Annotated in this window: 26 protein-coding genes and 1 pseudogene; 12 read left to right on the top strand and 15 right to left on the bottom strand. The window is 60.3% G+C overall.

What is annotated here, in order from left to right; genetic code table 11:
- Positions 1-59: 59 nt before the first annotated feature.
- Positions 60-401 carry a Grx4 family monothiol glutaredoxin gene (gene grxD / locus BT125_RS17265; RefSeq protein WP_072408705.1) on the top strand — a complete coding sequence of 114 codons (342 nt, stop codon included), beginning with the start codon at positions 60-62 and terminating at the stop codon, positions 399-401.
- Positions 402-629: 228 nt separating this feature from the next.
- Here the strand turns inward: grxD and bfr are convergent, their stop codons facing one another.
- Together bfr and BT125_RS17255 are read right to left on the bottom strand one after the other, a co-directional pair.
- A complete protein-coding gene (bfr, locus tag BT125_RS17260) occupies positions 630-1,103 on the bottom strand; it encodes a bacterioferritin (protein WP_003178701.1) in 474 nt (157 codons plus the stop codon).
- 198 nt (positions 1,104-1,301) lie between these two features.
- Positions 1,302-1,520: a bacterioferritin-associated ferredoxin gene (locus BT125_RS17255; protein WP_003178704.1), complete on the bottom strand. Its 219-nt coding sequence runs from the start codon at positions 1,518-1,520 to the stop codon at positions 1,302-1,304.
- Between the two features lie 316 nt (positions 1,521-1,836).
- Here BT125_RS17255 and BT125_RS17250 point away from each other — a divergent pair, with 316 nt between their 5' ends.
- Positions 1,837-2,439: a peroxiredoxin gene (locus BT125_RS17250; protein ID WP_003204949.1), complete on the top strand. Its 603-nt coding sequence runs from the start codon at positions 1,837-1,839 to the stop codon at positions 2,437-2,439.
- Positions 2,440-2,629: 190 nt separating this feature from the next.
- Here BT125_RS17250 and rnt read toward each other — a convergent pair whose 3' ends face one another.
- Both rnt and pyrC read right to left on the bottom strand, forming a co-directional pair.
- Positions 2,630-3,307, bottom strand: a complete 678-nt coding sequence (gene rnt, locus BT125_RS17245) for a ribonuclease T (protein WP_003204947.1) — start codon at positions 3,305-3,307, stop codon at positions 2,630-2,632.
- Complete coding sequence (pyrC, locus tag BT125_RS17240) at positions 3,304-4,350, bottom strand: dihydroorotase (RefSeq protein ID WP_060740940.1); 1,047 nt, start codon at positions 4,348-4,350, stop codon at positions 3,304-3,306. The genes rnt and pyrC overlap by 4 nt, the downstream gene beginning before the upstream one ends.
- 192 nt (positions 4,351-4,542) lie before the next feature.
- Between pyrC and BT125_RS17235 the strand changes: the two genes are divergently transcribed.
- Both BT125_RS17235 and BT125_RS17230 read left to right on the top strand, forming a co-directional pair.
- Complete coding sequence (locus BT125_RS17235) at positions 4,543-5,532, top strand: flagellar protein MotY (protein WP_072408703.1); 990 nt, start codon at positions 4,543-4,545, stop codon at positions 5,530-5,532.
- 128 nt (positions 5,533-5,660) lie between these two features.
- A complete protein-coding gene (locus BT125_RS17230) occupies positions 5,661-6,878 on the top strand; it encodes an argininosuccinate synthase (RefSeq protein ID WP_003204943.1) in 1,218 nt (405 codons plus the stop codon).
- A gap of 328 nt (positions 6,879-7,206) precedes the next feature.
- Here BT125_RS17230 and BT125_RS29460 read toward each other — a convergent pair.
- Positions 7,207-7,464: pseudogene (locus BT125_RS29460) on the bottom strand (hypothetical protein); the annotation flags it as partial.
- A gap of 467 nt (positions 7,465-7,931) precedes the next feature.
- On the opposite strand from BT125_RS29460, the gene BT125_RS17220 reads away from it, so the two are divergent.
- Complete coding sequence (locus tag BT125_RS17220) at positions 7,932-8,558, top strand: response regulator transcription factor (RefSeq protein ID WP_053124532.1); 627 nt, start codon at positions 7,932-7,934, stop codon at positions 8,556-8,558.
- Between the two features lie 54 nt (positions 8,559-8,612).
- Here BT125_RS17220 and BT125_RS17215 read toward each other — a convergent pair whose 3' ends face one another.
- The 8 genes from BT125_RS17215 to metG all read right to left on the bottom strand — a co-directional run bounded on the left by BT125_RS17215 (position 8,613) and on the right by metG (position 15,397).
- Positions 8,613-8,798 (bottom strand): PA3496 family putative envelope integrity protein, encoded by a 186-nt coding sequence (locus BT125_RS17215; RefSeq protein ID WP_072408699.1) that lies wholly within the window; start codon positions 8,796-8,798, stop codon positions 8,613-8,615.
- A 107-nt stretch (positions 8,799-8,905) separates the two neighbouring features.
- A complete protein-coding gene (gene nth / locus BT125_RS17210) occupies positions 8,906-9,544 on the bottom strand; it encodes an endonuclease III (protein WP_053124528.1) in 639 nt (212 codons plus the stop codon).
- Positions 9,541-10,074 carry an Rnf-Nqr domain containing protein gene (locus BT125_RS17205; protein ID WP_072408697.1) on the bottom strand — a complete coding sequence of 178 codons (534 nt, stop codon included), beginning with the start codon at positions 10,072-10,074 and terminating at the stop codon, positions 9,541-9,543. Before BT125_RS17205 ends, nth begins: the two co-directional genes overlap by 4 nt.
- Positions 10,067-10,675: an RnfABCDGE type electron transport complex subunit G gene (locus tag BT125_RS17200; protein WP_072408694.1), complete on the bottom strand. Its 609-nt coding sequence runs from the start codon at positions 10,673-10,675 to the stop codon at positions 10,067-10,069. The genes BT125_RS17205 and BT125_RS17200 overlap by 8 nt, the downstream gene beginning before the upstream one ends.
- Positions 10,672-11,652, bottom strand: coding sequence for an RnfABCDGE type electron transport complex subunit D (locus BT125_RS17195; RefSeq protein ID WP_072408692.1), 981 nt, complete (start codon positions 11,650-11,652; stop codon positions 10,672-10,674). The genes BT125_RS17200 and BT125_RS17195 overlap by 4 nt, the downstream gene beginning before the upstream one ends.
- Complete coding sequence (rsxB, locus tag BT125_RS17190) at positions 11,639-12,652, bottom strand: electron transport complex subunit RsxB (RefSeq protein ID WP_072408690.1); 1,014 nt, start codon at positions 12,650-12,652, stop codon at positions 11,639-11,641. The genes BT125_RS17195 and rsxB overlap by 14 nt, the downstream gene beginning before the upstream one ends.
- On the bottom strand, positions 12,649-13,221 hold the full coding sequence (locus BT125_RS17185; RefSeq protein WP_072408688.1) for an Rnf-Nqr domain containing protein: 573 nt from the start codon (positions 13,219-13,221) through the stop codon (positions 12,649-12,651). Before BT125_RS17185 ends, rsxB begins: the two co-directional genes overlap by 4 nt.
- Positions 13,222-13,351: 130 nt before the next feature.
- The gene (gene metG / locus BT125_RS17180) at positions 13,352-15,397 is read right to left on the bottom strand and encodes a methionine--tRNA ligase (RefSeq protein WP_072408685.1); all 2,046 of its coding nucleotides are present in this window, start codon (positions 15,395-15,397) and stop codon (positions 13,352-13,354) included.
- 276 nt (positions 15,398-15,673) lie between these two features.
- Here metG and apbC point away from each other — a divergent pair, with 276 nt between their 5' ends.
- Entirely contained in the window at positions 15,674-16,768 is a 1,095-nt protein-coding gene (gene apbC, locus BT125_RS17175) for an iron-sulfur cluster carrier protein ApbC (RefSeq protein ID WP_072408683.1), read from the top strand.
- 122 nt (positions 16,769-16,890) lie between these two features.
- Here the strand turns inward: apbC and BT125_RS17170 are convergent, their stop codons facing one another.
- The gene (locus BT125_RS17170; protein ID WP_060740952.1) at positions 16,891-17,649 is read right to left on the bottom strand and encodes an SDR family oxidoreductase; all 759 of its coding nucleotides are present in this window, start codon (positions 17,647-17,649) and stop codon (positions 16,891-16,893) included.
- A gap of 166 nt (positions 17,650-17,815) precedes the next feature.
- Here BT125_RS17170 and BT125_RS17165 point away from each other — a divergent pair, with 166 nt between their 5' ends.
- The 4 genes from BT125_RS17165 (at position 17,816) to groL (ending at position 21,321) form a co-directional block, all read left to right on the top strand.
- Positions 17,816-18,547: a HugZ family pyridoxamine 5'-phosphate oxidase gene (locus BT125_RS17165; RefSeq protein ID WP_072408681.1), complete on the top strand. Its 732-nt coding sequence runs from the start codon at positions 17,816-17,818 to the stop codon at positions 18,545-18,547.
- 66 nt (positions 18,548-18,613) lie between these two features.
- Positions 18,614-19,090, top strand: a complete 477-nt coding sequence (locus BT125_RS17160; protein WP_060740954.1) for an FxsA family protein — start codon at positions 18,614-18,616, stop codon at positions 19,088-19,090.
- Positions 19,091-19,334: 244 nt separating this feature from the next.
- On the top strand, positions 19,335-19,628 hold the full coding sequence (locus BT125_RS17155; RefSeq protein WP_024619193.1) for a co-chaperone GroES: 294 nt from the start codon (positions 19,335-19,337) through the stop codon (positions 19,626-19,628).
- Between the two features lie 49 nt (positions 19,629-19,677).
- Positions 19,678-21,321: a chaperonin GroEL gene (groL, locus tag BT125_RS17150; protein WP_053124505.1), complete on the top strand. Its 1,644-nt coding sequence runs from the start codon at positions 19,678-19,680 to the stop codon at positions 21,319-21,321.
- A gap of 196 nt (positions 21,322-21,517) precedes the next feature.
- Here groL and BT125_RS17145 read toward each other — a convergent pair whose 3' ends face one another.
- A complete protein-coding gene (locus BT125_RS17145) occupies positions 21,518-22,261 on the bottom strand; it encodes a phosphatase PAP2 family protein (RefSeq protein WP_072408679.1) in 744 nt (247 codons plus the stop codon).
- A 320-nt stretch (positions 22,262-22,581) separates the two neighbouring features.
- On the opposite strand from BT125_RS17145, the gene colR reads away from it, so the two are divergent.
- Together colR and BT125_RS17135 are read left to right on the top strand one after the other, a co-directional pair.
- Positions 22,582-23,265 (top strand): two-component system response regulator ColR, encoded by a 684-nt coding sequence (gene colR / locus BT125_RS17140; RefSeq protein WP_024779529.1) that lies wholly within the window; start codon positions 22,582-22,584, stop codon positions 23,263-23,265.
- A complete protein-coding gene (locus BT125_RS17135) occupies positions 23,255-24,532 on the top strand; it encodes a sensor histidine kinase (protein WP_072408677.1) in 1,278 nt (425 codons plus the stop codon). The genes colR and BT125_RS17135 overlap by 11 nt, the downstream gene beginning before the upstream one ends.
- Positions 24,533-24,620: the final 88 nt, after the last annotated feature.

The raw sequence follows: 24,620 nt of genomic DNA, 5'->3' as shown, positions 1-24,620 counted from the left end.
CGTTACAATGCGCCACCGTGTCGACAACTGACGTCGCAAAGTTTAAGCCGAGGTGCTCCGTGGATATCATCGAAACGATTAAAGACCAGATTGCCAACAACACCATCCTGCTTTACATGAAAGGCTCGCCGAACGCGCCACAATGCGGTTTTTCGGCCAAGGCTGCTCAGGCGGTGATGGCGTGTGGCGAGAAGTTTGCCTACGTGGACATCCTGCAGAACCCGGAAATCCGCGCCAACCTGCCCAAGTACGCCAACTGGCCAACCTTCCCGCAATTGTGGGTGGGTGGTGAGCTGATCGGTGGTAGCGACATCATGACCGAGATGGCCGCCGACGGTTCTCTGCAGGCCACGATCAAGGAAGCGGTAGAAAAAGCGTCCGCGAACAAGACCGAAGCCTGATCCAAGAAGGTCTGTTCACCACACCAGTCATGGTGAGCGCGAAACCTTGTGGGAGCGAGCTTGCTCGCGATAGCGATGTGTCAATCAGCATTTTTATATCTGACCTCCCGCTATCGCGAGCAAGCTCGCTCCCACAGTAGGTTTTCGGTGGCCTGGGAATCCAGGCAATAAAAAGCCCCGCCTCTCGAAAGAGGGCGGGGCTTTTTAGTGGCTTGCTGCCGGGGAAGGTTACTCTTCGCCCATCTGCGATTGCAGGTAGTTCTCAAGACCGACTTTGTCGATCAGGCCCAGTTGGGTTTCCAGCCAATCGATGTGCTCTTCCTCGGATTCGAGGATGTCTTCCAGCAGTTCACGGCTACCGAAGTCGCCAACGCTTTCGCAGTGGGCAATGGCGGCTTTCAGGTCGGCGTGGCCGGTGCGCTCGATGCGCAGGTCGCACTCGAGCATTTCCCGGGTGTGTTCGCCGATGTGCAGCTTGCCCAGGTCCTGGACGTTCGGCAGGCCTTCGAGAAACAGGATGCGCTTGATCAGCTTGTCCGCGTGCTTCATCTCGTCGATGGACTCGTGGTACTCGTGCTTGCCCAGCTTGTTCAGGCCCCAATCCTCGTACATGCGCGCATGCAGGAAGTATTGGTTGATCGCGACCAGCTCATTGGCAAGGATCTTGTTGAGATGCTGGATGACTGTGATGTCGCCTTTCATGATGAGGCCTGCCCTGTAATAGCTGTGTATAGGGCGGAGTTTGAGCTGCGTATTTATCAGTGTCAAACCTAAGTTATTGAATAATAAATGAAAATTAATCGGAATAAGAATGTTTGTGTTCCGCGTCTGGACGCTAAGCATTTGATTTACAGGCATAAAAAAACCGGACATTGAGTCCGGTTCCTTGAAAAGCTGTCTTTACGCGGCAGTAAATTCTACCGGGTAGGGGATCGAGGCCTGAGCTGTTTGCACCTTGGCGAGGGTTTCACGTACCACCTCCTTGGCCAGACAGGCACATTTTCCGCATTGGCTGGCTACGCCGGTGGCCTGGCGGACTTCGCGATAGCTGCAGCAACCTTCATAGATCGCTTCGCGGATTTGTCCGTCGGTGACGCCAGTGCAGAGGCATACATACATAAGTGAGAACCGTCGCTGGTTGTGACTCAATTGAGACGGATCTTAATGTTAACGAGAATGATTGTCAAAGTGGTTTCTCAAGGTCTTGCGCCAGAGCGATGCCAGGCTGACGAACGGTTTTTTCCTTGAGCAACGAAGGCGGCACGTAGCGGGGCGGCGATTTTTCGATACCACCGAAAAACCGTTGAAGACAGTCTAAATGCGCGGTGTATGATGGTCGGCCCTTGCAAGCGGGTTCGTGTCACAGGGCTGTCGCCTGAGGGTGGCAGGCTGGCCCGGACTTTGTTTTCACGCTAATTACATCAGGAGATATCCAATGAGCGTACTCGTAGGCAAACAAGCCCCTGACTTCACCGTGCCAGCCGTGCTTGGCAACGGCGAAATCGTCGACAGCTTCACCCTGTCCTCGGCCATCAAAGGCAAATACGGCCTGGTGTTCTTCTATCCGCTGGACTTCACCTTCGTCTGCCCATCCGAGCTGATCGCACTGGATCACCGCATGGACGACTTCAAGGCCCGTAACGTTGAAGTGGTCGCTGTTTCGATCGACTCGCACTTCACTCACAACGCCTGGCGCAACACCCCGATCAACAATGGCGGCATCGGTCAGGTGAAATACACCATGGCTGCCGACATGAAGCACGAAATCGCCAAGGCCTACGACGTCGAGTCCGAAGGCGGCGTGGCCTTCCGTGGCGCCTTCCTGATCGACGACAAGGGCGTTGTCCGTTCGCAGATCATCAACGACCTGCCGCTGGGCCGTAACATGGAAGAGCTGATCCGTCTGGTCGACGCGCTGCAATTCCACGAAGAGCACGGCGAAGTCTGCCCGGCCAACTGGAAAAAAGGCGACAAGGGCATGACCGCATCGCCTGAAGGCGTTGCCGCTTACCTGGGCGAGCACAGCGACAAGCTGTAAGCGCATCCAGGCATAAAAAAACCGGCCCTCGATGGGCCGGTTTTTTATGGAGTTCTAAAGCAGAATACAGTCCTGTGGCGAGGGAGCTTGCTCCCGCTTGAGTGCGCAGCGCTCACAACATCTTGGGGCGGCTACGCCACCCAGCGGGAGCAAGCTCCCTCGCCACACAAGAGCCACACCAGGCTTGTTGTCAGTCGTCGAAATCCTGCCAGCCGCCCATCTCTTTCCACCGGTTGACGATGCCGCAGAACAGCTCGGCGGTCTTCTCGGTGTCGTAGCGGGCCGAGTGCGCCTCACGGCCATCGAAATCGATATCGGCTGCCTGGCACGCCTTGGCCAGGACGGTCTGGCCATACGCCAGGCCAGCCAGGGTCGCGGTGTCAAAGCTGGAGAACGGGTGGAACGGGTTGCGCTTCATGTCCAGGCGCGCGACGGCGGCGTTGAGGAAGCCCAGGTCGAAGCTGCTGTTGTGCCCGACCAGGATCGCGCGCTTGCAACCGTTGGCCTTGAGCGCTTTGCGCACACCACGGAAGATGTCGGTCAGGGCCGTTTCTTCGCTGACCGCCATGCGCAACGGGTGATCGAGCTTGATCCCGGTGAACTCCAGGGCCGCCGCTTCGACGTTGGCGCCTTCGAACGGTTCGACACGGAAGAAATAGGTGTGGTCAGGGAACACAAAGCCTTTTTCGTCCATGCCGATGGTTGTCGCCGCGATTTCCAGCAAGGCGTCGGTGGCGGAATTGAAACCACCGGTTTCTACATCGACGACGACCGGCAGATAACCACGGAACCGCGCGGCCATGGGGTGACGGGCGCCGCCCGAACCACCGTTGCCGTCCAGTTCGTCGTCGAAATGATCTTCACTCACGCGTTTTCCTCCAGCAGGCGCCAGCGCAGTTTTTCACCGGCGCGCAGCGGGATGACGGTCTGCTCGCCGAAGGGCAGGCTGACGGGGGCGGTCCATTCGTCACGGACCAGGGTAATACGGTCGGTGTTCACCGGCAGGCCATAGAAGCGCGGGCCATGCAGGCTGGCGAAGCCTTCAAGTTTTTCCAGCGCATTGCGCTGTTCGAACGCCTCGGCGTACATCTCGATGGCGGCATAGGCGGTGTAGCAGCCGGCGCAACCGCAGGCCGCTTCCTTGGCGTGACGGGCGTGGGGCGCCGAGTCGGTGCCGAGGAAAAACTTGGCGCTGCCGCTGGTGGCGGCGTCCAGCAAGGCTTCCTGGTGGGTATTGCGCTTGAGAATCGGCAGGCAATAGAAGTGCGGCCGGATCCCGCCTACCAGCATGTGGTTGCGGTTGTACAGCAGGTGGTGGGCGGTAATGGTCGCGCCGACGTTGGCCGGGGCCTCGTTGACGAACTGCACGGCATCGCCGGTGGTGATGTGTTCGAATACCACCTTGAGGGTCGGGAAGCGCTCCACGACGCGGCGCATGTGCTCGTCGATGAAGATCTTCTCGCGGTCGAACACATCGACGTCGCCCCGGGTAACCTCACCATGGATCAACAACGGCATGCCGACTTCGGCCATGGCCTCCAGCGCCGGGAAGATCTTGTCGATGCTGGTGACACCGGAATCGGAGTTGGTCGTCGCGCCGGCGGGATACAGCTTGGCGGCATGGACAAAACCGCTGGCCTTGGCGTCGCGAATCTCTTCGGGCTGGGTGCGGTCGGTGAGGTAAAGCACCATCAGCGGTTCGAAGCGGCTGCCAGCCGGGCGCGCGGCGAGGATACGCTGGCGATAGCCATCGGCCTCGGCGGCGTTGCGCACGGGCGGAACCAGGTTAGGCATGATGATTGCGCGCCCGAAGGTGCGCGCGACATCGGCGACGGTATGGGTCAACACAGCACCATCGCGAAGATGAATATGCCAGTCGTCGGGACGCAGCAGGGTCAGGCGGTCGGACATTGGGGGGCTTCCAGGCGGGTCAAACTCTGGGGAATGCTACCGGAAAAGACCGATTCAGGCACCCGCTATCAAGTTCTGCCACAACTTACCGATAGCTCCTACAGGTGTGCCACGAATCCGTGCGGTGCCCCAGACAGGCGTCATGCCCTCAAGCACGCGTCGATCTTTGTATAAAAGTCAGTGGAGCCTCCCGTGCGCCAGCGTTATCTAGCCTTGCTCAGTGTGTTTGCCAGTCTTCCCGCCATGGCGCTCACTTTCCAGACCCGTCTGGAGAGCATCGAGTGGACGGTCGAAGGCGACAAGTTCGAGTGCCGGCTGAGCCAGCCGATCACCGATTTCGGCACTGGCGAATTCGTGCGCCGGGCGGGCGAACAGGCCACGTTCCGCCTCAAGAGCTATAACCCGATGCTGGGCGGCGGTTCGGCCACCTTGCTGGCCGCCGCCGCACCGTGGCAACCGGGGCGCGGCGATATTAACCTGGGCTCGGTCAGGATCGGCAGTGGCGACGTGCTGTTCAACAGCTCCCAGGTCCAGGCCGGTCGCTTGATCAGTGGGTTGATGGACGGTCGCAGTCCCGTGGTACGGCGCAACACCGAGGACGGTCGGGTGTCCGAAGTCCGGTTGCTGCCGGTGCGTTTCAACAAAGCCTTCAGCGATTATCAGAGCTGTGTGGCCAAGTTGCTGCCGAAGAATTTCGAGCAGGTGAAGCAGACCCAGATCGGCTTCCCCGGCGAAGAAGTCGAACTCGATGCCCGGGCCAAGGCCCAATTGCAGGTGATGCTCGATTTCATCAAGGCCGATCCGAGCGTCAATCATGTCGAGCTTGACGGTCACTCCGACAACAGCGGCAATCGCCTGACCAACCGCGAGCTGTCACGCCGCCGGGCCCTGGCGGTCCAGGATTTCTTCAAGGCCAATGGTTTCCAGGAGTCGCAGATTACCCTGCGCTTCCACGGCGAGCGTTATCCCCTGGTGCCCAACACCAACGCCGCCAACCGGGCCAAGAACCGTCGGGTGGTCGTGCGCCTCGAGCGCGTGGCGGCTAGCGAAGCACCGGCACCCCAGGCTCCCGCCGCGCAGCCCGCACCCGCAGCGGCCCCTGCCAAGGTGCCGGCGCCCACCGCGGCGCCGGCAAAGACACCGGCACCCACGCCCGTCGGGGCGACCGCGCGGACCTCCTGATTCGATTTTGACCGTCGCGCGTTCGACATAATCTGTCGCTTCGTCGTCATAAGCTGTCGCGCCCCTGTAAATTATCCGCGCTGGACGTTAGACTTCACGGCTTTCCGTACAACCCGTGGAGTGATGGCATGGCGGACGTAAACAAGGTCGTTCTGGCGTATTCCGGCGGCCTGGACACTTCGGTGATCCTGAAGTGGCTGCAGGACACTTATAACTGCGAAGTGGTGACCTTCACCGCTGACCTGGGGCAGGGCGAGGAAGTCGAGCCTGCACGCGCCAAGGCTCAGGCCATGGGCGTCAAAGAGATCTACATCGATGACCTGCGCGAAGAGTTCGTCCGCGACTTCGTGTTCCCGATGTTCCGCGCCAACACCGTTTACGAAGGCGAGTACCTGCTGGGTACGTCCATCGCCCGTCCGTTGATTGCCAAGCGCCTGATCGAAATCGCCAACGAAACCGGCGCCGATGCCATTTCTCACGGCGCTACCGGCAAAGGCAACGACCAGGTGCGTTTCGAGCTGGGCGCCTATGCCCTCAAGCCGGGCGTGAAAGTCATTGCCCCATGGCGTGAATGGGACTTGCTGTCCCGTGAAAAACTGATGGACTACGCCGAGAAGCACGCGATTCCAATCGAGCGTCACGGCAAGAAGAAATCCCCGTACTCGATGGATGCCAACCTGCTGCACATCTCCTATGAAGGAGGCGTGCTGGAAGACACCTGGACCGAGCACGAAGAAGACATGTGGCGCTGGACCGTCTCACCCGAGAAGGCCCCGGATACCCCGCAATACCTGGAGCTGACCTATCGCAATGGCGATATCGTTGCCCTGGACGGCGTGGAAATGAGCCCAGCCACCGTGCTGGCGACCCTGAACCGCATCGGCGGCGAACACGGCATCGGTCGTCTGGACATCGTCGAGAACCGCTATGTCGGCATGAAGTCCCGCGGCTGCTACGAAACCCCGGGCGGCACCATCATGCTGCGCGCTCACCGGGCGATCGAATCGATCACCCTGGACCGCGAAGTGGCTCACCTCAAGGACGAGCTGATGCCCAAGTACGCCAGCCTGATCTACACCGGCTACTGGTGGAGCCCTGAGCGTCTGATGCTGCAGCAGATGATCGACGCCTCCCAGGCTCACGTGAATGGCGTGGTACGCCTGAAACTGTACAAGGGCAACGTGATCGTCACCGGGCGTAAGTCCGACGAGTCGTTGTTCGACGCTAACATCGCGACCTTCGAAGAAGACGGCGGTGCCTATAACCAGGCCGACGCGGCTGGCTTCATCAAGCTCAACGCCCTGCGCATGCGCATCGCGGCGAACAAGGGTCGCAAGCTGTTCTGACCCTGGCGATAAAAAAAACGGCCTGCCTTGAGCAGGCCGTTTTTTTTGCCTTCTGTTTTGCGCGCGCAGCCTATTTGCTGCAGCGCTGCCTCCTGATAGCTCATTCATCCTGCCCGTGGGTTGCAAGGTCTGCGTGGTGGTGAATGACGTATACGACGATGCCGGCGTGCTTCAAATGCTCCGCTCGATGGGTCTCGATCAGGCGCCGGGATTGGCGGCATAGGATGCAAAGGGTGTCCGGCGGCTCATGCCTGGGTCGATGAAGACTGATCAGTCGCCGCCGTTGGTCCTTGCCCGTCCGGCGTAGCATTCGTTTGCGCCGACAGGTCGCGTCAGCCATGGTCTTTATGAAGTGTTTGCTCTTGCGAAAATCCGAAGGTGAATACAAGGAACGATAATTGAAGTTGAGGGTGATGAAAAAAAGCAGCAATAAATAAAAGGGAAAGCTGATCAGGAACCAGAGGTAATACTCTCGGTCCTGGTCATCGAGAAAAGGCAGGGAAACAGCCGCGGACGTTTCGGATAAAGTTGCGAATATGGCGATAAGGGTCATGGGGTTGGTGATGGTCTTCAAAGGTTTGTTCATGGTTAATGCTCATGGAATATTCATGCTCGGCGAGTGGGCTGGAAAAATAATATTGGTGGTTAGCAAGGTGACGCTGAAAACAATCAGGGCTGTCGATGTTTTATCGGACGCCTGAACGTCTCTTATATATGAGTTTCCGCTGCTGAAGTGAGGGGCGCGAGTTTTAACAGCAAATAATTCAGTTACTCTTTATGAGTAAAGTAATTTCCGATGACCGGTCCGCAGGCAGGCGTGGCGGTGAAAGAGCGCATTATTCATAGGGGAGCGGACTCTCAAGGGCGACCGGTCCTTCTCCGTAAAAAAATTCAGGACACATTTTTCCCGGCGGAATTTGTAGGAATTTTCTGTATAGCTTGTAGGTTCTGTCTCTCGGTGCGAGCGGTCGGGGGGGGGCGGCATGCCAAGGTAGAAATGACTAGGCTATTGTGCGTGCTCTAAAAATTCGAACAGCGAAGTTGGATTTGCCCATGAATAAAGTGCTGATCGTGGATGATCATCCCGTCATTCGTCTTGCTGTACGTTTGCTGATGGAGCGTCATGGTTATGAGGTCGTTGCCGAAACCGACAACGGCGTCGATGCGTTACAACTTGCTCGTGAACTTATGCCCGATATCGTCATTCTCGATATCGGTATTCCGAAGCTGGACGGGTTGGAGGTCATTGCCCGTTTGACGGCCATACCTTCGTCAATGAAGGTGTTGGTACTGACTTCCCAGGCGCCTGGACATTTTTCAATGCGCTGCATGCAGACAGGGGCGGCCGGGTATGTCTGCAAGCAACAGGACCTTACTGAATTATTAAGTGCAATCAAGGCAGTACTGTCCGGCTACAGTTACTTTCCCAACCAGGCATTGCATACGGTGCGATCGAGCCTGGGTAATGCCAGTGAGTCCGATATGGTCGATCGGTTGTCGGGACGGGAGATGATGGTCTTGCAGCAACTGGCGCGCGGCAAGACCAACAAGGAAATCGCCGATGGAATGTTCTTGAGCAACAAGACCGTCAGTACTTACAAGACCCGTCTGTTATTGAAGCTCAATGCTCGTTCGCTGGTCGACCTGATCGAGTTGGCGCAGCGCAATGGGTTGGTGTGAGGCTGCTGTCACGCGTACTCAGTAAAAAGCCTCCATCAGGGAGGCTTTTACGTGTCAGAGGTCAAAGTCGTAATCGGCCAGTTGCTTCTGTAAACGACGCTCTTCCAGCAGGTTATCGATGGTGCGGCGCTTGCTCAGGTTGGTTTTCGCGACTTCCGGTACGACCGCAGGTTCACCGTCGTCGGCTTCAACGGCGATGAATTCGTCTTCTACATCCAGTTGTTCTTTGCCAGCACTCATGGGTTCGACTCCAGGCTAAGACTGCCATTGGCGCTCCTTATATCGATAAACCACGGGCGGGTAAAAAAGATTTTTTCAATCGATAGATCGATAAAAGCAATAGCGCCTCAATCGTCCGACGTCTTGTGCTTGTATTCGCATAAGTCTTCGATTCGGCAGCTGCCGCAGCGGGGCTTGCGCGCCAGGCAGACGTAGCGTCCATGGAGGATGAGCCAGTGATGGGAGTCCAGCAGGTATTCCTTGGGGACAAACTTCATCAGCTTCTTCTCCACCTCCACCACGTTTTTGCCGGGGGCCAGCCCGGTACGGTTGCTGACGCGGAAAATGTGGGTGTCGACCGCCATGGTCAATTGCCGAAACGCGGTATTGAGCACGACGTTGGCGGTTTTGCGGCCGACGCCTGGAAGGGCTTCCAGCGCTTCACGGGTCTGCGGGATTTCACTGCCGTGGCGCTCAATCAGCAGGCGGCAGGTTTCGATCACGTTTTTGGCCTTGCTGTTGAACAGGCCGATGGTCTTGATGTACTCAGACAACCCTTCGACGCCCAAGGCGTAGATCGCCTCCGGAGTGTTGGCGACCGGGAATAATTTGGCCGTGGCCTTGTTGACGCCGACGTCGGTGGACTGGGCCGACAGGATGACCGCGATCAGCAACTCGAACGGCGAGGAATAGGCCAGTTCGGTTTTCGGTTCCGGGTTGTCCTCGTGAAAGCGACGGAATATTTCCAGGCGTTTTGCGGCGTTCATGGGCGCGGCGTTTCCTCGGTGGTTGAAGGGGATTTGACTGCCGTCCAGGCCTGTCTGGCCGCCAGCAGCAGCCCGAGCAGAATGAACCCACCCGGGGCGAGCAAGGCCAGGGGGAGGCCGCTGCCGATCAGCTCACGCAAGGTGCCCAGGCTGACCATCAAGAGACCGAACACCCCAGCCAGCCTGAGACGTCCAGGCAAGCGAGACTCAACGAACAGACCCGCATGCTCCAACGCCACGCAGCTCAGGGCGATCCAGCCCAGGTAAAGGCTCAGCGGTCGATACAGTTCCAATGCCCAGGCCTGGACGGCAAAACCTATGCAGGTGGTCAGCGTAGCGGCCAGCACGATGGCGGCGAGCAGTTGTTGCGGGTCTGTCAGGCGTTGTCGGACCAACCCCATCGCCAAGCCCTGGCAGAAGAAAATCAAGGCCCAGGCCAGCCATAGCACCAGTGCAGCCATCAGCGAATGGCTGGCGCCCACCAGCGGGACGAGCAGCAGGCCGTGTGTCAGGCCCCATGGCTTATTCATTGGCAGGCACTCCCAACGCAGCCTTGTGCTCGTCGAAGTAACGCAGCGCGTCGTGAACCGCTTGGAGCACCGCCCGGGACGTCACCGTTGCGCCGGCCAATTGATCGAACTGTCCCTGGTCCTTCTTCAGGGCCCAGCCGCTGTCGTCAGGCGCCTGGCGTGATTTGCCGGTGAAGGCCTGCATCCAGGTGTTCGGCCAGCCGGCAATCGCCGCGCCCAACCCGGGGGTTTCGGCTTGGCGCAGCGTCTTGACGCCCAGCAGCCGGCCTTGTGGATCGATGGCGACCAGCAATTCGATGCTGCCTTCATAGCCGGGCGCCTGGCTACGCAGCAGCACGGCGCTGGGCTGGCCATTGCGGGTCGCCAGATAACCGCCCAGCAGCGTGCTATGGGCCAAGGTCACCGAGGCGGTGGAAACGGGGTGCGCCAACGGCTGATTGTCGTAGAGGTCAGCGGGCAGCACCTCAAGCAAGGTCCTGTTCGCCAACGCTTGCCGCTGGGCCTCGATGCGCCCAGCGGTGCCGAGGTGTGTGAGGTAAGTGGCACTGCTACCGAGGCCGATCAACAGAATCAGGATTGCCACGCCGCCGGGATTCTTCATGTCAGTGGCCGCCGTTGTCGCGCCTCGGCAAACCGGTCCAGTGCCGGTACCCCGAGGTTCATCAGCAACACCGCGAACGCCACGCCATCCGGGTAGCCGCCCCAGGTGCGGATCAGGTAGACCAGCAGCCCCATGCCCGCGCCAAACAGCAGGCGGGCGAGAGGAGCCTTGGCGCCAGAGACCGGTTCGGTCGCGATAAAAAACGCGCCGAGCATGGTCGCGCCGCTGAACAGATGGAACAGCGGTGAGCCATGGGAATCGGACCCCGACCCGTTCCAGCACAGCAGGCTGACGATAAACAGGCTCGCCAGCAGGCCCACCGGCGCATGCCAACTGAACACCCGTTGCTGCAACAGAAACAGACCGCCTGCCAGGAAGGCCAGATTGACCCATTCGGCACCGCGGCCACCGAAACGCCCGAACGCCGGATCGCTGGCGAACAGTTCATCGATGGTCAGGCTCGTGTTGGTCCGCAGGCTGTCCAGCGCGGTGGCCCCGGCCCAGGCGTCGGGCGCCGGATGAGTGCCGAACACCTGTTGCAAGCCTTCAAGCAGGCCCAGGCCGTGGGACGCGGGACTCATATAGGCGGGAAACGCTACCAACACCAGGGCATACCCGAGCATCGCCGGGTTGAATGGATTGCTACCGACGCCGCCCCACAGGTGCTTGCCGAACAGCAAGGCGCAGGCGGCCGCGGTGACGGTCAGCCACCAGGGGCAATACGCCGGCAAGGCCAGGGCCAACAGCGTGGCACTGACCAGTGCGCTGCCATCGTTCAGCTCGGGTTTGAGCGGCCGGTGGCACAAACGCAGCACCAATGCTTCGATCGCCAGCGCGGTGAGGCCGGACAACAGCAGGTTGAGCGCCACGCCCCAGCCCTGGAACCACAGCAACGCCAGCACGCCGGGCAGTGTCGCCAGCAACACCCGCGTCATCGCTGGCCGCAGCCGTTCGTCCACGGGCTCAGGAAGCGGCATGGACAGCCACCTGGCGTTCGGCATCCTTCACCGCTTGTTCCAACGCCTGCAGTTGTTCATCCGATGCCGCTGCCGTACGGGCTTTGCTGAGTTCGGCGCGGCGCATCGCCAGTTGGATCTTGGCCCGCTTCAGTTCGGCGCTTTGTGCCGGAGCCGGGGCTGGAGTGGTCGCGGGTGCGGCGTTTTCCAGTTGGCTCAAGGCCTGCTCGGCCGTTTCGAACTGGCGTTGCAGCAGGATCAGTTGCGACTGCTGCTCGAAGGTTGGCGGATGGCCGAACGCTTTCAAGGATTTGTTCAACTGCGCCCGGCTCATGGCCAGGTCAACCTTGGCTTTTTTCAAGGCAGCATCGGCGGTGGCGGCTTTTTGCGCGCGCACGCGTTCCAGTGCGGCTTGTACGGGATCGAGCGGCTGCTCCTGTTCCTTGGCCTGGGCCGCGCGCTGCGTACGGGCCAAGCGCTCCGCCTGGCGCTGTTCTTCTTCGCGGCGCAGGCGCGCATTGCGCTGTTCGAAGCGGCGCCGGGCGTGGTTGCGCTTGGCTGTTCGCGCCTGTTGCTCGGCGGCGCTGAAGGCCAGACCGCCGACAATCGGCAACACGTTTGCCGTCGGCAGAGGCCGCATTTCGATGCAGTCGACCGGGCAGGGCGCCACGCACAGGTCGCAGCCGGTGCATTCATCGATGAGGACGGTGTGCATCAGCTTGGCCGCGCCGACAATCGCGTCTACGGGACAGGCCTGGATGCACTTGGTGCAACCGATGCATTCAGCTTCGCGGATAAAAGCGATTTGCGCCGGCGCCACGCCGCGGCTGGCATCCAGTTCCAGCACCGGTATTTTCATCAGCTCGGCCAGGGCCGCGATGGTTTCGCGCCCGCCGGGCGGGCATTTGTTGATCGGCTCGCCCTGGGCGATGCCTTCGGCGTAGGGCTTGCATCCGGGGTGGCCGCACTTGCCGCATTGGGTCTGCGGCAACAGGGCGTCGATACGTTGAATCAGGCTCATATTTTGACCAGCCCGCGCAATCCGAGAAAGGCCACCGCCATCAGTCCGGCGCTGATCAACTGAATCGGCAGGCCCCGAAAAGGCAAGGCAATAGCGTGATTGAAGGTGCGCTGGCGCAGATCGTCGAACAGGCCCAGCACCAGCCAGAAGCCCAGCCCGGCACCCAGGCTCAAGGCGACGGCGTGGCCCAGGCCTCGGTCTTCCTGACCGTTGAGCAGCGTGACGCCCAGGATGCCGGCGTTGCCGAGCAATAGCGGCCATAACCCATCGAACGGCATTGCTGGCAGCCAGTGAGTCAGCAGGCGCAGCAAGGGCCCGATCAGCAAGATGCTCAAGGGCAGCCAGACCAACAGGCGCAGGAATGTCAGATTCGCTGGCACGAGCACCCCATGGTCGACCAGATAACCCAGGGTGCCGACGATCAGCATCAGGCATGCCGTTGCCAGGCCCAGGGCGTGCACCTGCCTTCTACCGCTGGCTGCCAGCAGCGGATCGACGCCCAGCGGCCAATGCAACACCAGGTTGTTGATCAGGGCAGCGCTGAATAGCGTAAGGACGATTTCGGTCATGGGCGTGTGGGCGACAAAGGGCCTGTTACAAGATTAGGCATTATCCGGCACGTCGGGAGTGCGGGCCAGATATGAAAATCCCACAGCCACCTGCAAGGCGACTGTGGGATCGGTGCAGCACGCGGTCGCGTTACTTGATCCGCTGGCCCGGCTTGGCGCCGCTGTCAGGGCTCAACAGGTAGATTTCTTCGCCACCGGGGCCCGCCGCCATCACCATGCCTTCGGAGATACCGAAGCGCATTTTGCGCGGCTTGAGGTTGGCGATCATCATCGTCAACCGACCTTCGAGCTTGGCCGGGTCTGGGTAGGCACTCTTGATACCGGAGAAGACATTGCGTTGCTCATCGCCGATGTCCAGGGTCAGGCGCAACAGCTTGTCGGCCCCTTCAACGGCCTCGGCCTTGACGATCAGCGCCACGCGCAGGTCAACGGCGGCGAAAGCGTCGAAGTCGATTTCCGGCGACAACGGATCCTTGGTCAACTCACCGTTGCCGGTCGGGCCACCGGTATCGGTCTGGCTGGCGGCCAGGTCTTCCTTGGAGGCGTCGATCATGGCTTGGACCTTGGTGGCATCGATCCGGGTCATCAACGGCTTGAACGCGTTCAACTGATGGTTGCTCAGCAGTGTCTGGTGGTCGTTCCAGGTCAGCGGCGCGACGTTCAGGAACGCCTCCGCATCAGCGGCCAGCAACGGCAGCACCGGCTTGAGGAAGATCACCAACTGGCGGAACAGGTTGATGCCCAAGGCGCAGATGGCCTGGACTTCGTCCTGCTTGCCTTCCTGCTTGGCCAGTGACCACGGGGCCTTGTCGGCGATCCAGGCATTGGCGCGGTCGGCCAGGGCCATGATTTCGCGCATGGCACGGGCAAAGTCGCGGCTCTCGTAGGCATCGGCGATGCTGGGCGCCGCCGCCAGGAAAGCGTCGGTCAGTTCCGGCGCGGCGTTGCCGGCGACCAGGACCCCGGCGTTGCCCTTGTGGATGAAGCCGGCGCAACGGCTGGCAATGTTGACGACCTTGCCCACCAGGTCGGAGTTGACCTTCTGCACGAAGTCTTCGAGGTTCAGGTCCAGGTCGTCGACGCCGCGGCCGAGCTTGGCCGCGTAGTAGTAGCGCAGGTATTCCGGCGACAGGTGGTCCAGGTAGGTCCGGGCCTTGATGAAGGTGCCGCGGGACTTGGACATCTTCTGGCCATTGACGGTCAGGTAGCCGTGGACGTTGATGCCGGTCGGCTTGCGGAAACCGGCGCCTTCGAGCATGGCGGGCCAGAACAGCGCATGGAAGTTGACGATGTCCTTGCCGATGAAGTGATACACCTCGGCCGTGGAGTCCTTGCCCCAGAACGCGTCGAAGTCCAGCTCAGGCGTACGGTCGCAAAGGTTCTTGAAGCTCGCCATGTAGCCGATGGGCGCGTCCAGCCACACGTAGAAATACTTGCCGGGCTCGCCGGGGATTTCGAAGCCGAAGTATGGCGCATCGCGGGAAATGTCCCACTCTTGCAGGCCGGAGTCGAGCCATTCGGCGAGCTTGTTGGCCACCGCGTCGTGCAACGTGCCGCTGCGGGTCCAGGTTTGCAGCATCTCCTGGAAATCCGGCAGCTTGAAGAAGAAGTGCTGGGAGTCCCTGAGCACCGGGGTGGCGCCGGAAATCGCCGATTTCGGGTCTTTCAGGTCGGTCGGTGCGTAGGTGGCGCCGCATTTTTCGCAGTTGTCGCCGTACTGGTCCTCGGTGCCGCATTTCGGGCAGGTGCCCTTGATGAAGCGGTCGGCCAGGAACATGTTCTTTTCCGGGTCGAAATACTGGGTGACCGAACGGGTAGCGATGTGCCCGGCGTCCCGCAGCTTCAAGTAGATCTGGCTCGACAGCTCACGGTTTTCTTCGGAGTGAGTGGAATGGAAGTTGTCGAAGTTCACCAGGAACTCGGCAAAGTCGGCGCTGTGTTCGGCTTGGACGTTGGCGATCAGTTGTTCCGGGGTGATGCCTTCCTTTTCCGCACGCAGCATGATGGCCGAACCGTGGGCGTCGTCGGCGCAGACATAAATGCACTGGTTGCCGCGATGTTTCTGGAAGCGCGTCCACATATCGGTCTGGATGTATTCCAGCATATGGCCGAGGTGAATCGAACCATTGGCATAGGGCAGGGCGCTGGTGACGAGAATCTTGCGTGGCTCGGACATGGGGCTCGGCTACTTGATGAAACGGAGGTCGGCCACTATAAAGCGCTGGCGGCTTTTTTTCACCCTGTGAGCCTGTTTCCGGATGCTGGCGGGACTTCTGTGGCGAGGGAGCTTGCTCCCGCTGGGGGGCGAAGCCGCCCGCAACCGCTCAACCCGACCTCTCATGGCCTCATTGCGACTGCTGCTCAGTCGAGCGGGAGCAAGCTCCCTCGCCACACAAGCAGGCTCGGCGTAGGATAGCGGCCTGTTTTTCAAGTCTTGCTATCGGAGTTGCCCATGAGCGCCGTCAACCGCGCAGCGGTGGAAACCGTCCTTCGCCAGTACACCGACCCCTACCTGAACCAGGACCCGGTCAGCGCCGGATGCGTGCGCGCCATCGATATCCAGGGCGATCGCGTCAGTGTCCAACTGGAAATCGGCTACGCCGCCGACCTGTTCAAGAGCGGCTGGGCGCAGATGCTGCAAATGGCGATCGAAGGCCTGGACGGCGTGACAGCCGCGACAGTCCACATCACCAGCGTGATCGCTGCGCATAAAGCCCAGGCGCAGGTGCCGGGGCTGGCCAACGTCAAGAACGTGATCGCCGTGGCCTCGGGCAAGGGCGGCGTGGGCAAGTCCACCACCGCCGCCAACCTGGCCCTGGCCCTGGCCCGTGAAGGGGCGAAGGTCGGGATTCTCGACGCGGATATCTACGGTCCGAGCCAGGGCATCATGTTTGGGATCGCCGAGGGCACCCGGCCCCAGATCAAGGACCAGAAGTGGTTCGTTCCGTTGCAATCCCATGGCGTGGAAGTCATGTCCATGGCCTTCCTGACCGACGACAACACGCCGATGGTCTGGCGCGGGCCGATGGTTTCCGGGGCGTTGCTGCAACTGGTCACGCAAACCGCGTGGGGCGACCTGGATTACCTGGTGATCGACATGCCGCCGGGCACCGGCGATATCCAGCTGACCCTGGCGCAGAAAGTCCCGGTGGCCGGTGCGGTGATTGTCACCACTCCCCAGGACCTGGCCCTGCTGGACGCGCGCAAAGGCGTGGAGATGTTCCGCAAGGTGAACATCCCTGTGTTGGGCGTGGTAGAAAACATGGCCGTGCACATCTGCTCCAATTGCGGACATGCCGAGCACCTGTTCGGCGAAGGTGGCGGGGAAAAACTGGCGACCCAGTACGGCGTCGAATTGCTGGCTTCGCTGCCGCTGTCGATGGTGATCCGCGAACAGGCCGACGGTGGCAAACCGACGGTCATCGCCGAACCGGCCAGCCAGATCGCCATGGTCTATCAGGAACTGGCCCGCCACGTGGGCGCGCGGATCGTGCTGCAGGAGGCCGCCTCACCGGCGATGCCGAACATCACCGTCAGCGACGATTGATCGCACGCTGGCCCTTGTGGGAGCGGGCTTGCTCGCGAATGCGGTAGATCAGTCAACTTATCCGTTGAATGACACAACGCATTCGCGAGCAAGCCCGCTCCCACATTTGGTTTGCGGTGACCTTAGATCCGCAACCCGCCATCCATCTCCAAGATCCGACCGGTGTAGTAGTCATTCTCGAAGATATACGCCGCCGAATGGGCGATCTCCTCGGGCTTGCCCATGCGCTTGAGCGGAATCCCCGAGGTCATTTTCTCCAGGGCTTCGGGTTTCATGCCCAGGGTCATCTCGGTTTCGATGAAGCCCGGTGCGATGCCGGCGACACGGATGCCGTAGCGCGCCAGTTCCTTCGCCCAGGTCACGGTGGCGGCGGCCACACCGGCCTTGGCGGCCGAATAGTTGGTCTGGCCGACATTGCCGGCGCGGGAAATCGACGAGATATTGATGATGGCGCCGCTGTTCTTCAACTCGACCATTTTCGCCGCCACTTCACGGGTGCACAGGAACACGCCGGTGAGGTTGACGTCGATCACGGCCTGCCACTGGGCCAGGCTCATCTTGGTCATTTCGCCGTCCTTGACCTTGAGCAGCAGGCCGTCGCGCAGGATCCCGGCGTTGTTGATCAGGCCGTGGATCGCGCCGAAGTCCTCGGCCACCCGGGCAACCATGTCGATCACCTGATCTTCATTGGCGACATTGCACAGGTAGGCGCGCGCCTCGACGCCCTTGGCTGCGCAGGCGGCCACCGCCTGGTCGAGTTTTTCCTGGTTGAGGTCCACCAGCGCCAGCTTTGCGCCTTTGTCGGCGAAATACTCGGCCATGGAGCGGCCCAGGCCCTGGCAACCGCCAGTGATAATGATTACTTTGTCAGTGAGTTGCATTCTCATGTCCAGGTGGCGCAGCGATGGAGGGGGACCTGTTGGGAGGCCTCTCGATTTGCGACGGTGTAGCCCCGACTGCACACGAGAACTGTCCCCTAGGTGTATCGGAACATTACTCCAGTCGCCTGACCGTTTTCTAGACGGTTTTTATAAAAGGAGTCATAAATTGAGCGTTGAAGCTGCCAAGCATGCCCGGGAACTGCTACTCAAGGAATACCGCGCAATGCTCGCCACTCATTCCAAATCGATGCCCGGCTTTCCGTTCGGCTCCGTCGTGCCGTATTGCCTGGACGCACAAGGCTGGCCGCTGATCCTGATCAGCCGCATTGCCCAGCACACTCACAATCTGCAAAAAGACCCCAAGTGTTCGATGCTGGTGGGCGAGCGCGGTGCCGAGGATGTGCAGGCGGTGGGGCGCCTGACCTATCTGGCCGAAGCCCGGAAGCTCGAAGACAGCGCCGCCATCGAAGCGGCCGCCGAGCGTTATTACCGCTATTTCCCTGACTCGCAGAACTACCACAAGGCCCATGATTTCGATTTCTGGGTGCTCGAGCCGGTGCGCCATCGCTACATCGGCGGCTTTGGCGCCATTCACTGGATCGACCAACTCACCCTGGCCAACCCCTTCGCCGGCAAAGCCGAAGCCAGCATGATCGAACATATGAACGCTGATCACGCAAAAGCCATCGCTCATTACGTGGAGCTGGCCGGCTTGCCGAAAAGCGAACCGGCGCAACTGGTGGGCATCGACAGCGAGGGGATGCACCTGCGCATTGGCCAGGGCCTGCACTGGCTGGCGTTTGCCAGGCCTTGCAACACCCCGACACAAGTGCGCGAAGCCTTGGTTTACTTGGCTCACGCCGAGCAATGGCCAAAAAATGCCGAGGCCGACGCTTGAATTCACGAAAGGGCGACGTCATTTAGGGTTTCATAGCAAGGCATTCTTGCGTTGAGGAACCATTTGATGCGCCCTTTTTTGTTGCTCTTTCTGCTGTTCCCGGTGTTGGAGCTGTTCGTATTCGTCAAGGTCAGCGGTGCGATCGGTTTTTTCCCGGCGCTGTTGCTGGTCATTCTCGGCTCGATGCTCGGCGTGTTCGTGCTGCGCATCGCCGGCCTCGCCACGGCATTGCGTGCCCGTGAAAGCCTGAATCGTGGCGAGCTGCCTGCCCAGACCATGCTTGAAGGCCTGATGCTGGCATTGGGTGGCGGCCTGTTGATTCTGCCGGGCTTTATCAGCGACGTGCTGGGCCTGGTCATGCTGTTGCCATTCACCCGTCGGCTGCTGGCCAATAAAATGCGCCAGCGCGCCGAAGAGCAGGCGATGCGCCAGCGGGCCTTTGCCGATGACCTGCAGCCCCGTGGCGGGCCGGCTCCGCGAGAACCCCTGGGCCGTGAGCCCAACGTGATCGAAGGCGAATTCGAACATCGCGACCCCAAGTAAAAAACCGCAACACGGCACCTTCGGGTGCCGTGTTCGTTTTTGGCTCCGAGAAGTAAAAAATTTCAGTCCCTGCCCTTGTAATCGCCTTGTGCGCCCTTATGTATGGGTCACCGCAAGGTTTCCGGTGGCAACACCGGACAGACTTCCGCGGTTCGCTCGACGAACCGCACCCGGCACAGCCGGATTCGTTAAACCCGCCGGGACTACACCGGCCGATGAAAACCACAATTAGGAGAGATCGACAATGAAGCTTCGTCCTCTGCATGACCGCGTCGTCGTCCGTCGCAGCGAAGAAGAAAAGAAAACCGCTGGCGGTATCGTCCTGCCAGGTTCGGCTGCTGAAAAGCCAAACCAGGGTGAAGTCCTCGCTGTAGGCCCAGGCAAGGCACTGGAAAACGGTGAAGTACGTGCGCTGTCCGTGAAAGTGGGTGACAAGGTTGTGTTCGGCCCTTACTCCGGTAGCAACACTGTGAAAGTTGATGGCGAAGACCTGCTGGTTATCGGCGAGAGCGAAATTCTCGCTGTTGTCGAAGGCTGATTCCCCGCTCATTTTTCCGCGACTACAAAGTATTTAAGGAATATCGATCATGGCTGCTAAAGAAGTTAAATTCGGCGATTCCGCCCGCAAGAAAATGCTCGCCGGTGTCAACGTCCTGGCTGACGCAGTAAAAGCGACCCTGGGCCCGAAAGGCCGTAACGTGATCATCGAGAAGAGCTTCGGCGCTCCGACCATCACCAAGGACGGCGTTTCCGTAGCCAAGGAAATCGAGCTGAAAGATCGCTTCGAAAACATGGGTGCGCAGCTGGTCAAAGACGTTGCCTCCCGTGCCAACGATGACGCCGGTGACGGCACCACCACCGCGACCGTACTGGCTCAGTCGATCGTCAACGAAGGCCTGAAAGCCGTCGCTGCCGGCATGAACCCGATGGACCTCAAGCGCGGCATCGACAAGGCGACCATCGCCATTGTCAAAGAGCTCAAAGCCCTGTCCAAGCCATGCGCTGACACCAAGGCGATCGCTCAGGTCGGCACCATCTCCGCCAACTCCGACAACTCCATCGGCGACATCATTGCCGAAGCCATGGAAAAAGTCGGTAAAGAAGGCGTGATCACCGTGGAAGAAGGCTCGGGCCTGGAAAACGAACTGTCGGTTGTTGAAGGCATGCAGTTCGACCGTGGCTACCTGTCCCCGTACTTCGTCAACAAGCCGGACACCATGACCGCCGAGCTCGACGGCCCGCTGATCCTGCTGGTGGACAAGAAGATCTCCAACATCCGCGAAATGCTGCCCGTGCTGGAAGCCGTTGCCAAAGCCGGCCGCCCACTGCTGATCGTGGCTGAAGACGTTGAAGGCGAAGCCCTGGCGACTCTGGTTGTGAACAACATGCGTGGCATCGTTAAAGTCGCAGCCGTCAAGGCTCCAGGCTTCGGCGACCGTCGCAAGGCCATGCTGCAGGACATCGCCGTACTGACCGGCGGTACCGTTATCTCCGAAGAGATCGGCCTGAGCCTGGAAAGCACCACCCTGGAGCACCTGGGTAACGCCAAGCGCGTGATCCTGTCCAAGGAAAACACCACCGTGATCGACGGTGCCGGCGTCGAGGCTGACATCCAGGCTCGCGTGACCCAGATCCGCGCACAAGTGGCCGAGACTTCGTCCGACTACGACCGTGAAAAACTGCAAGAGCGCCTGGCCAAGCTGTCCGGCGGCGTTGCAGTGATCAAGGTCGGTGCAGGTTCCGAAGTTGAAATGAAAGAGAAGAAAGCCCGCGTTGAAGACGCCCTGCACGCTACCCGCGCAGCCGTCGAAGAAGGCGTAGTACCTGGCGGTGGCGTGGCACTGGTTCGTGCCCTGCAAGCCATCAGCGAACTCAAAGGCGACAACGATGACCAGAACGTGGGCATCCAGTTGCTGCGTCGCGCAGTAGAAGCACCGCTGCGCCAGATCGTTGCCAACTCCGGCGACGAGCCAAGCGTTGTGGTCGACAAGGTCAAGCAGGGTTCGGGTAACTACGGTTACAACGCTGCTACCGGCGAATACGGCGACATGATCGAAATGGGTATCCTGGACCCGGCCAAAGTGACCCGTTCGGCTCTGCAAGCGGCTTCGTCGATTGCCAGCCTGATGATCACCACCGAGGCGATGATCGCTGAAATCAAGGAAGACGCTCCAGCTGGCGGCGGCATGCCAGACATGGGCGGCATGGGTGGCATGGGCGGCATGATGTAAGCCAGCCTTACCCTGTAGCGAAAAACCCCGCCTGCGAAAGCAAGCGGGGTTTTTTATTGCCTTGGATTCATGACGCGGTACCAATGCCCCTGTGGGAGCGAGCTTGCTCGCGATTAAGGTGTGTCAGCTCATACATCCGGCACTGGCCCACCCTTATCGCGAGCAAGCTCGCCCCCACATTGGGATGTGGTTCGGTTCAGGCATTGGCGGGACTGGTTACAGCGACACGCTCAGCAATGGCGGCCGGTCGGTACAGGATGTAGTAGTAACACCCCAGGCAAATCAGCCAACAGAACACCGCCGTCCACACGTTATGGGAAAAGAAGTGCGCCCCTTGCATCATCCGTCCCAGGGAAAACAGCGTGCCCAACGTGAAGGCGAGTATCAGGGCCCGGCGAGCCAGGCGCGGGCGGCGGTCGCGCAGGACGAAGAACAGTGCGAACAATGTGAACCCGGTGGCGGCGTGACCGCCGGGCCAGCATCGACCAGGCTTGTCTGTGGCCGGGCGTGGGCTGAGCAGTTCACTGTAGGTTTCCTGGCCGCCGAACTCCTTCAGGCTCCAGGGGCATTGCACCGCCGTTACCGCTTTCATCGGGGTGACGAAGGACGTCGCCAGTGCCAGGGACAGGACCAGGCAACCCAGCTCGCGTTTGAATGGTTTGAGCCGGGCGATAAAAAATGTACCGATGAACCCGAGGATCGCCAGTACGGAGAACGCGATCACCACCTCCTTGGCTCGATCGTGCAGGATGTCCTCCAGAAAAAAACTGTGCCGACCGATGAAACCACCCGCCATCGGGTCGTAAAACAGCTTGGCCACGTCCATGTCCAGTGTGGTCAGTTCCAGCAGTACCAGAATGGCTGCGACAACGGCAGGCAAACCCAAGGCAACCCGGAAATTCAGCGGCCTGGAAGCGGGGCGGATGGCGGTGGAGACCATGGTAATACCTTTGATGGGAGTTTTCGTAAGCAACGCGTGGCGCAGTCTGGTCTGCGCTGCGTTGGGGCGGCGTGAATGCTGGGTGAAAAACTCGTCAATAGCAGCGCAGTCCTGTTCCTGGGTGGCCTTTGTGGAAGCGAGCTTGCTCGCGAAAGCGTCGGCACATTCAGCATGGATGGCGGCTGATGCACCGCATTCGCGAGCTCGCTCCCACAGGGGAACCTGCACTGCTATGGCGGATACAACCCTAGCCGTAAGCCACGCTTGGCCGTAAGCTGCGCGGGCCAAGCCAGCCGTTAACTGTGTACGCAGAGGTGCCCATGCGAATTCTATTGGTCGAAGACAACCGCGACATCCTGGCCAACCTGGCCGATTACCTGGGGCTCAAGGGCTACACCGTCGATTGTGCCCAGGACGGTTTGTCGGGGTTGCACCTGGCGGCGACCGAACACTACGACCTGATCGTGCTCGATATCATGCTGCCAGGCATCGACGGCTACACCTTGTGCAAGCGTCTGCGCGAAGACGCCCGGCGCGATACGCCGGTGATCATGCTCACCGCCCGGGATCAGTTGGACGATCGCTTGCAGGGCTTCAAGTCCGGCGCCGATGACTACCTGATCAAACCGTTTGCCTTGTCGGAACTGGCGGCGCGGATCGAAGCCGTCATGCGTCGAGCCCAGGGTGGTGGCCGGCGGGCCTTGCAGGTCGGCGACCTGAGCTACGACCTCGATACCCTCGAAGTGACGCGCGAAGGCAAGCTGCTCAAACTCAACCCCGTGGGCCTCAAGCTGCTGGCGGTATTGATGCAGAAAAGCCCCCACGTGCTGCGCCGCGAAATCCTCGAGGAAGCGTTGTGGGGCGACGATTGCCCGGACAGTGACAGCTTGCGCAGCCATGTCCATCAACTGCGTCAGGTGATCGACAAACCGTTCGAAAAGCCGTTGTTGCACACCGTGCACGGCGTCGGCTATCGCCTGGCCGAGGGCCGCGATGGAGTTTAAGCAAAGTCTTGCCCAACGGATCATCATCGCGTTTGCGCTGATGAGCGCATTGGTGGCCGGTGCGTTCGCCATGGGCATTGTGGCGACGGTCCATTTGGTTGAAGAGAAACTGATTTCCGCCGGGCTTGGCGGTGATTTGCAACGCCTGCTGCTCATGGACAGCGTCTCGGACTGGAACCATCGGCCGGAACCCGACCAGTTGTTTTATTTCAGCGGCGGCCCGGGGGATTTCGAGCTGCCCAAGGATCTGCGCCATCTGGAGCGCGGTTTCCACGAGGTGTTTCGCGAGCAGTTGTCCTATCACGCCATGGTCGAGATCGTTGACGGCCGCCACTACGTGTTGCTGCAAGACCAGAGCGACTTCGAAGAGCGCGAACGGGTGCTGTTCGCCGTGGTGCTGGTGGGCTTCGTGCTCAGCCTGGCGCTGGCGGTATTCCTGGGTTGGGTCCTGGCACGCCGGGTGATGGCGCCCGTGGTTCGCCTGGCGCGGCAAGTGCGTCATCGCGATCAGTTGCTGGGGCTCGCGCCGCCGCTGGCCCCGGATTATGCCGCCGATGAGGTGGGGGAACTGGCGGTGGCGTTCGACGCCACACTGGGGCGTTTGCGCCAGGCCTTGACCCGTGAGCGGTTGTTTACCAGCGACGTGAGCCACGAGTTACGCACACCGTTGATGGTCCTGGCGACCTCTTGTGAGTTGCTGTTGGAAAACCCGGCGCTGGACCCGCGCGGTCGTACCCAGGTCGAGCGCATCAATCGGGCCAGTGAAGAAATGCGCGAGTTGGTGCAGACCTTCCTGATGCTCGCCAGGGCCGAGCGTGAAGACAACGGCATGTCGCCTCAGCTGACCCTGGGGCAGGTGGCCGAGAACCTTCTTGGCGTGTGGCGTGCACCCATCGAATCCAAAGGCCTGACGCTGATCTTCGAACCTGGGCAAACCGTCGACACTTTGTATAACGCCACGTTCCTGACGGCCGTGATGGGCAATCTGCTGCGTAACGCCCTGCACTATACCGACCAGGGATTCATCCGCCTTTCGCTGACCACCACCGGATTCGTGGTCGAGGACAGCGGCGTAGGGATTCCAGAGGAGAAGCGCGAGGCGATGTTCGAGCCGTTCGTGCGCGGAAACGAAAAACGCGGCGAGGGATTGGGGTTGGGTTTGTCCCTGGTGCAGCGCATTTGCGAGAACCAGGCTTGGACAGTCAGCCTCAGTACGATGGAGCCCAATGGTTGCCATTTCGAGGTTGAGTTGAATCCAAAGAGCTAAGCCTCTATGCCGAAAAGTCTTGTAAACATTGGAGCGTTTACCTGACTTTATTTTCACAAAGGCATGACATTCCGATTCATAAGGTGGG

This window comes from Pseudomonas sp. NFACC04-2 (assembly GCF_900119265.1).
Taxonomy (GTDB): domain Bacteria; phylum Pseudomonadota; class Gammaproteobacteria; order Pseudomonadales; family Pseudomonadaceae; genus Aquipseudomonas; species Aquipseudomonas fluorescens_AA.
Note: the sequence above shows the minus strand (reverse complement) of the source record. Positions and strands in the feature narration are given on the sequence as shown.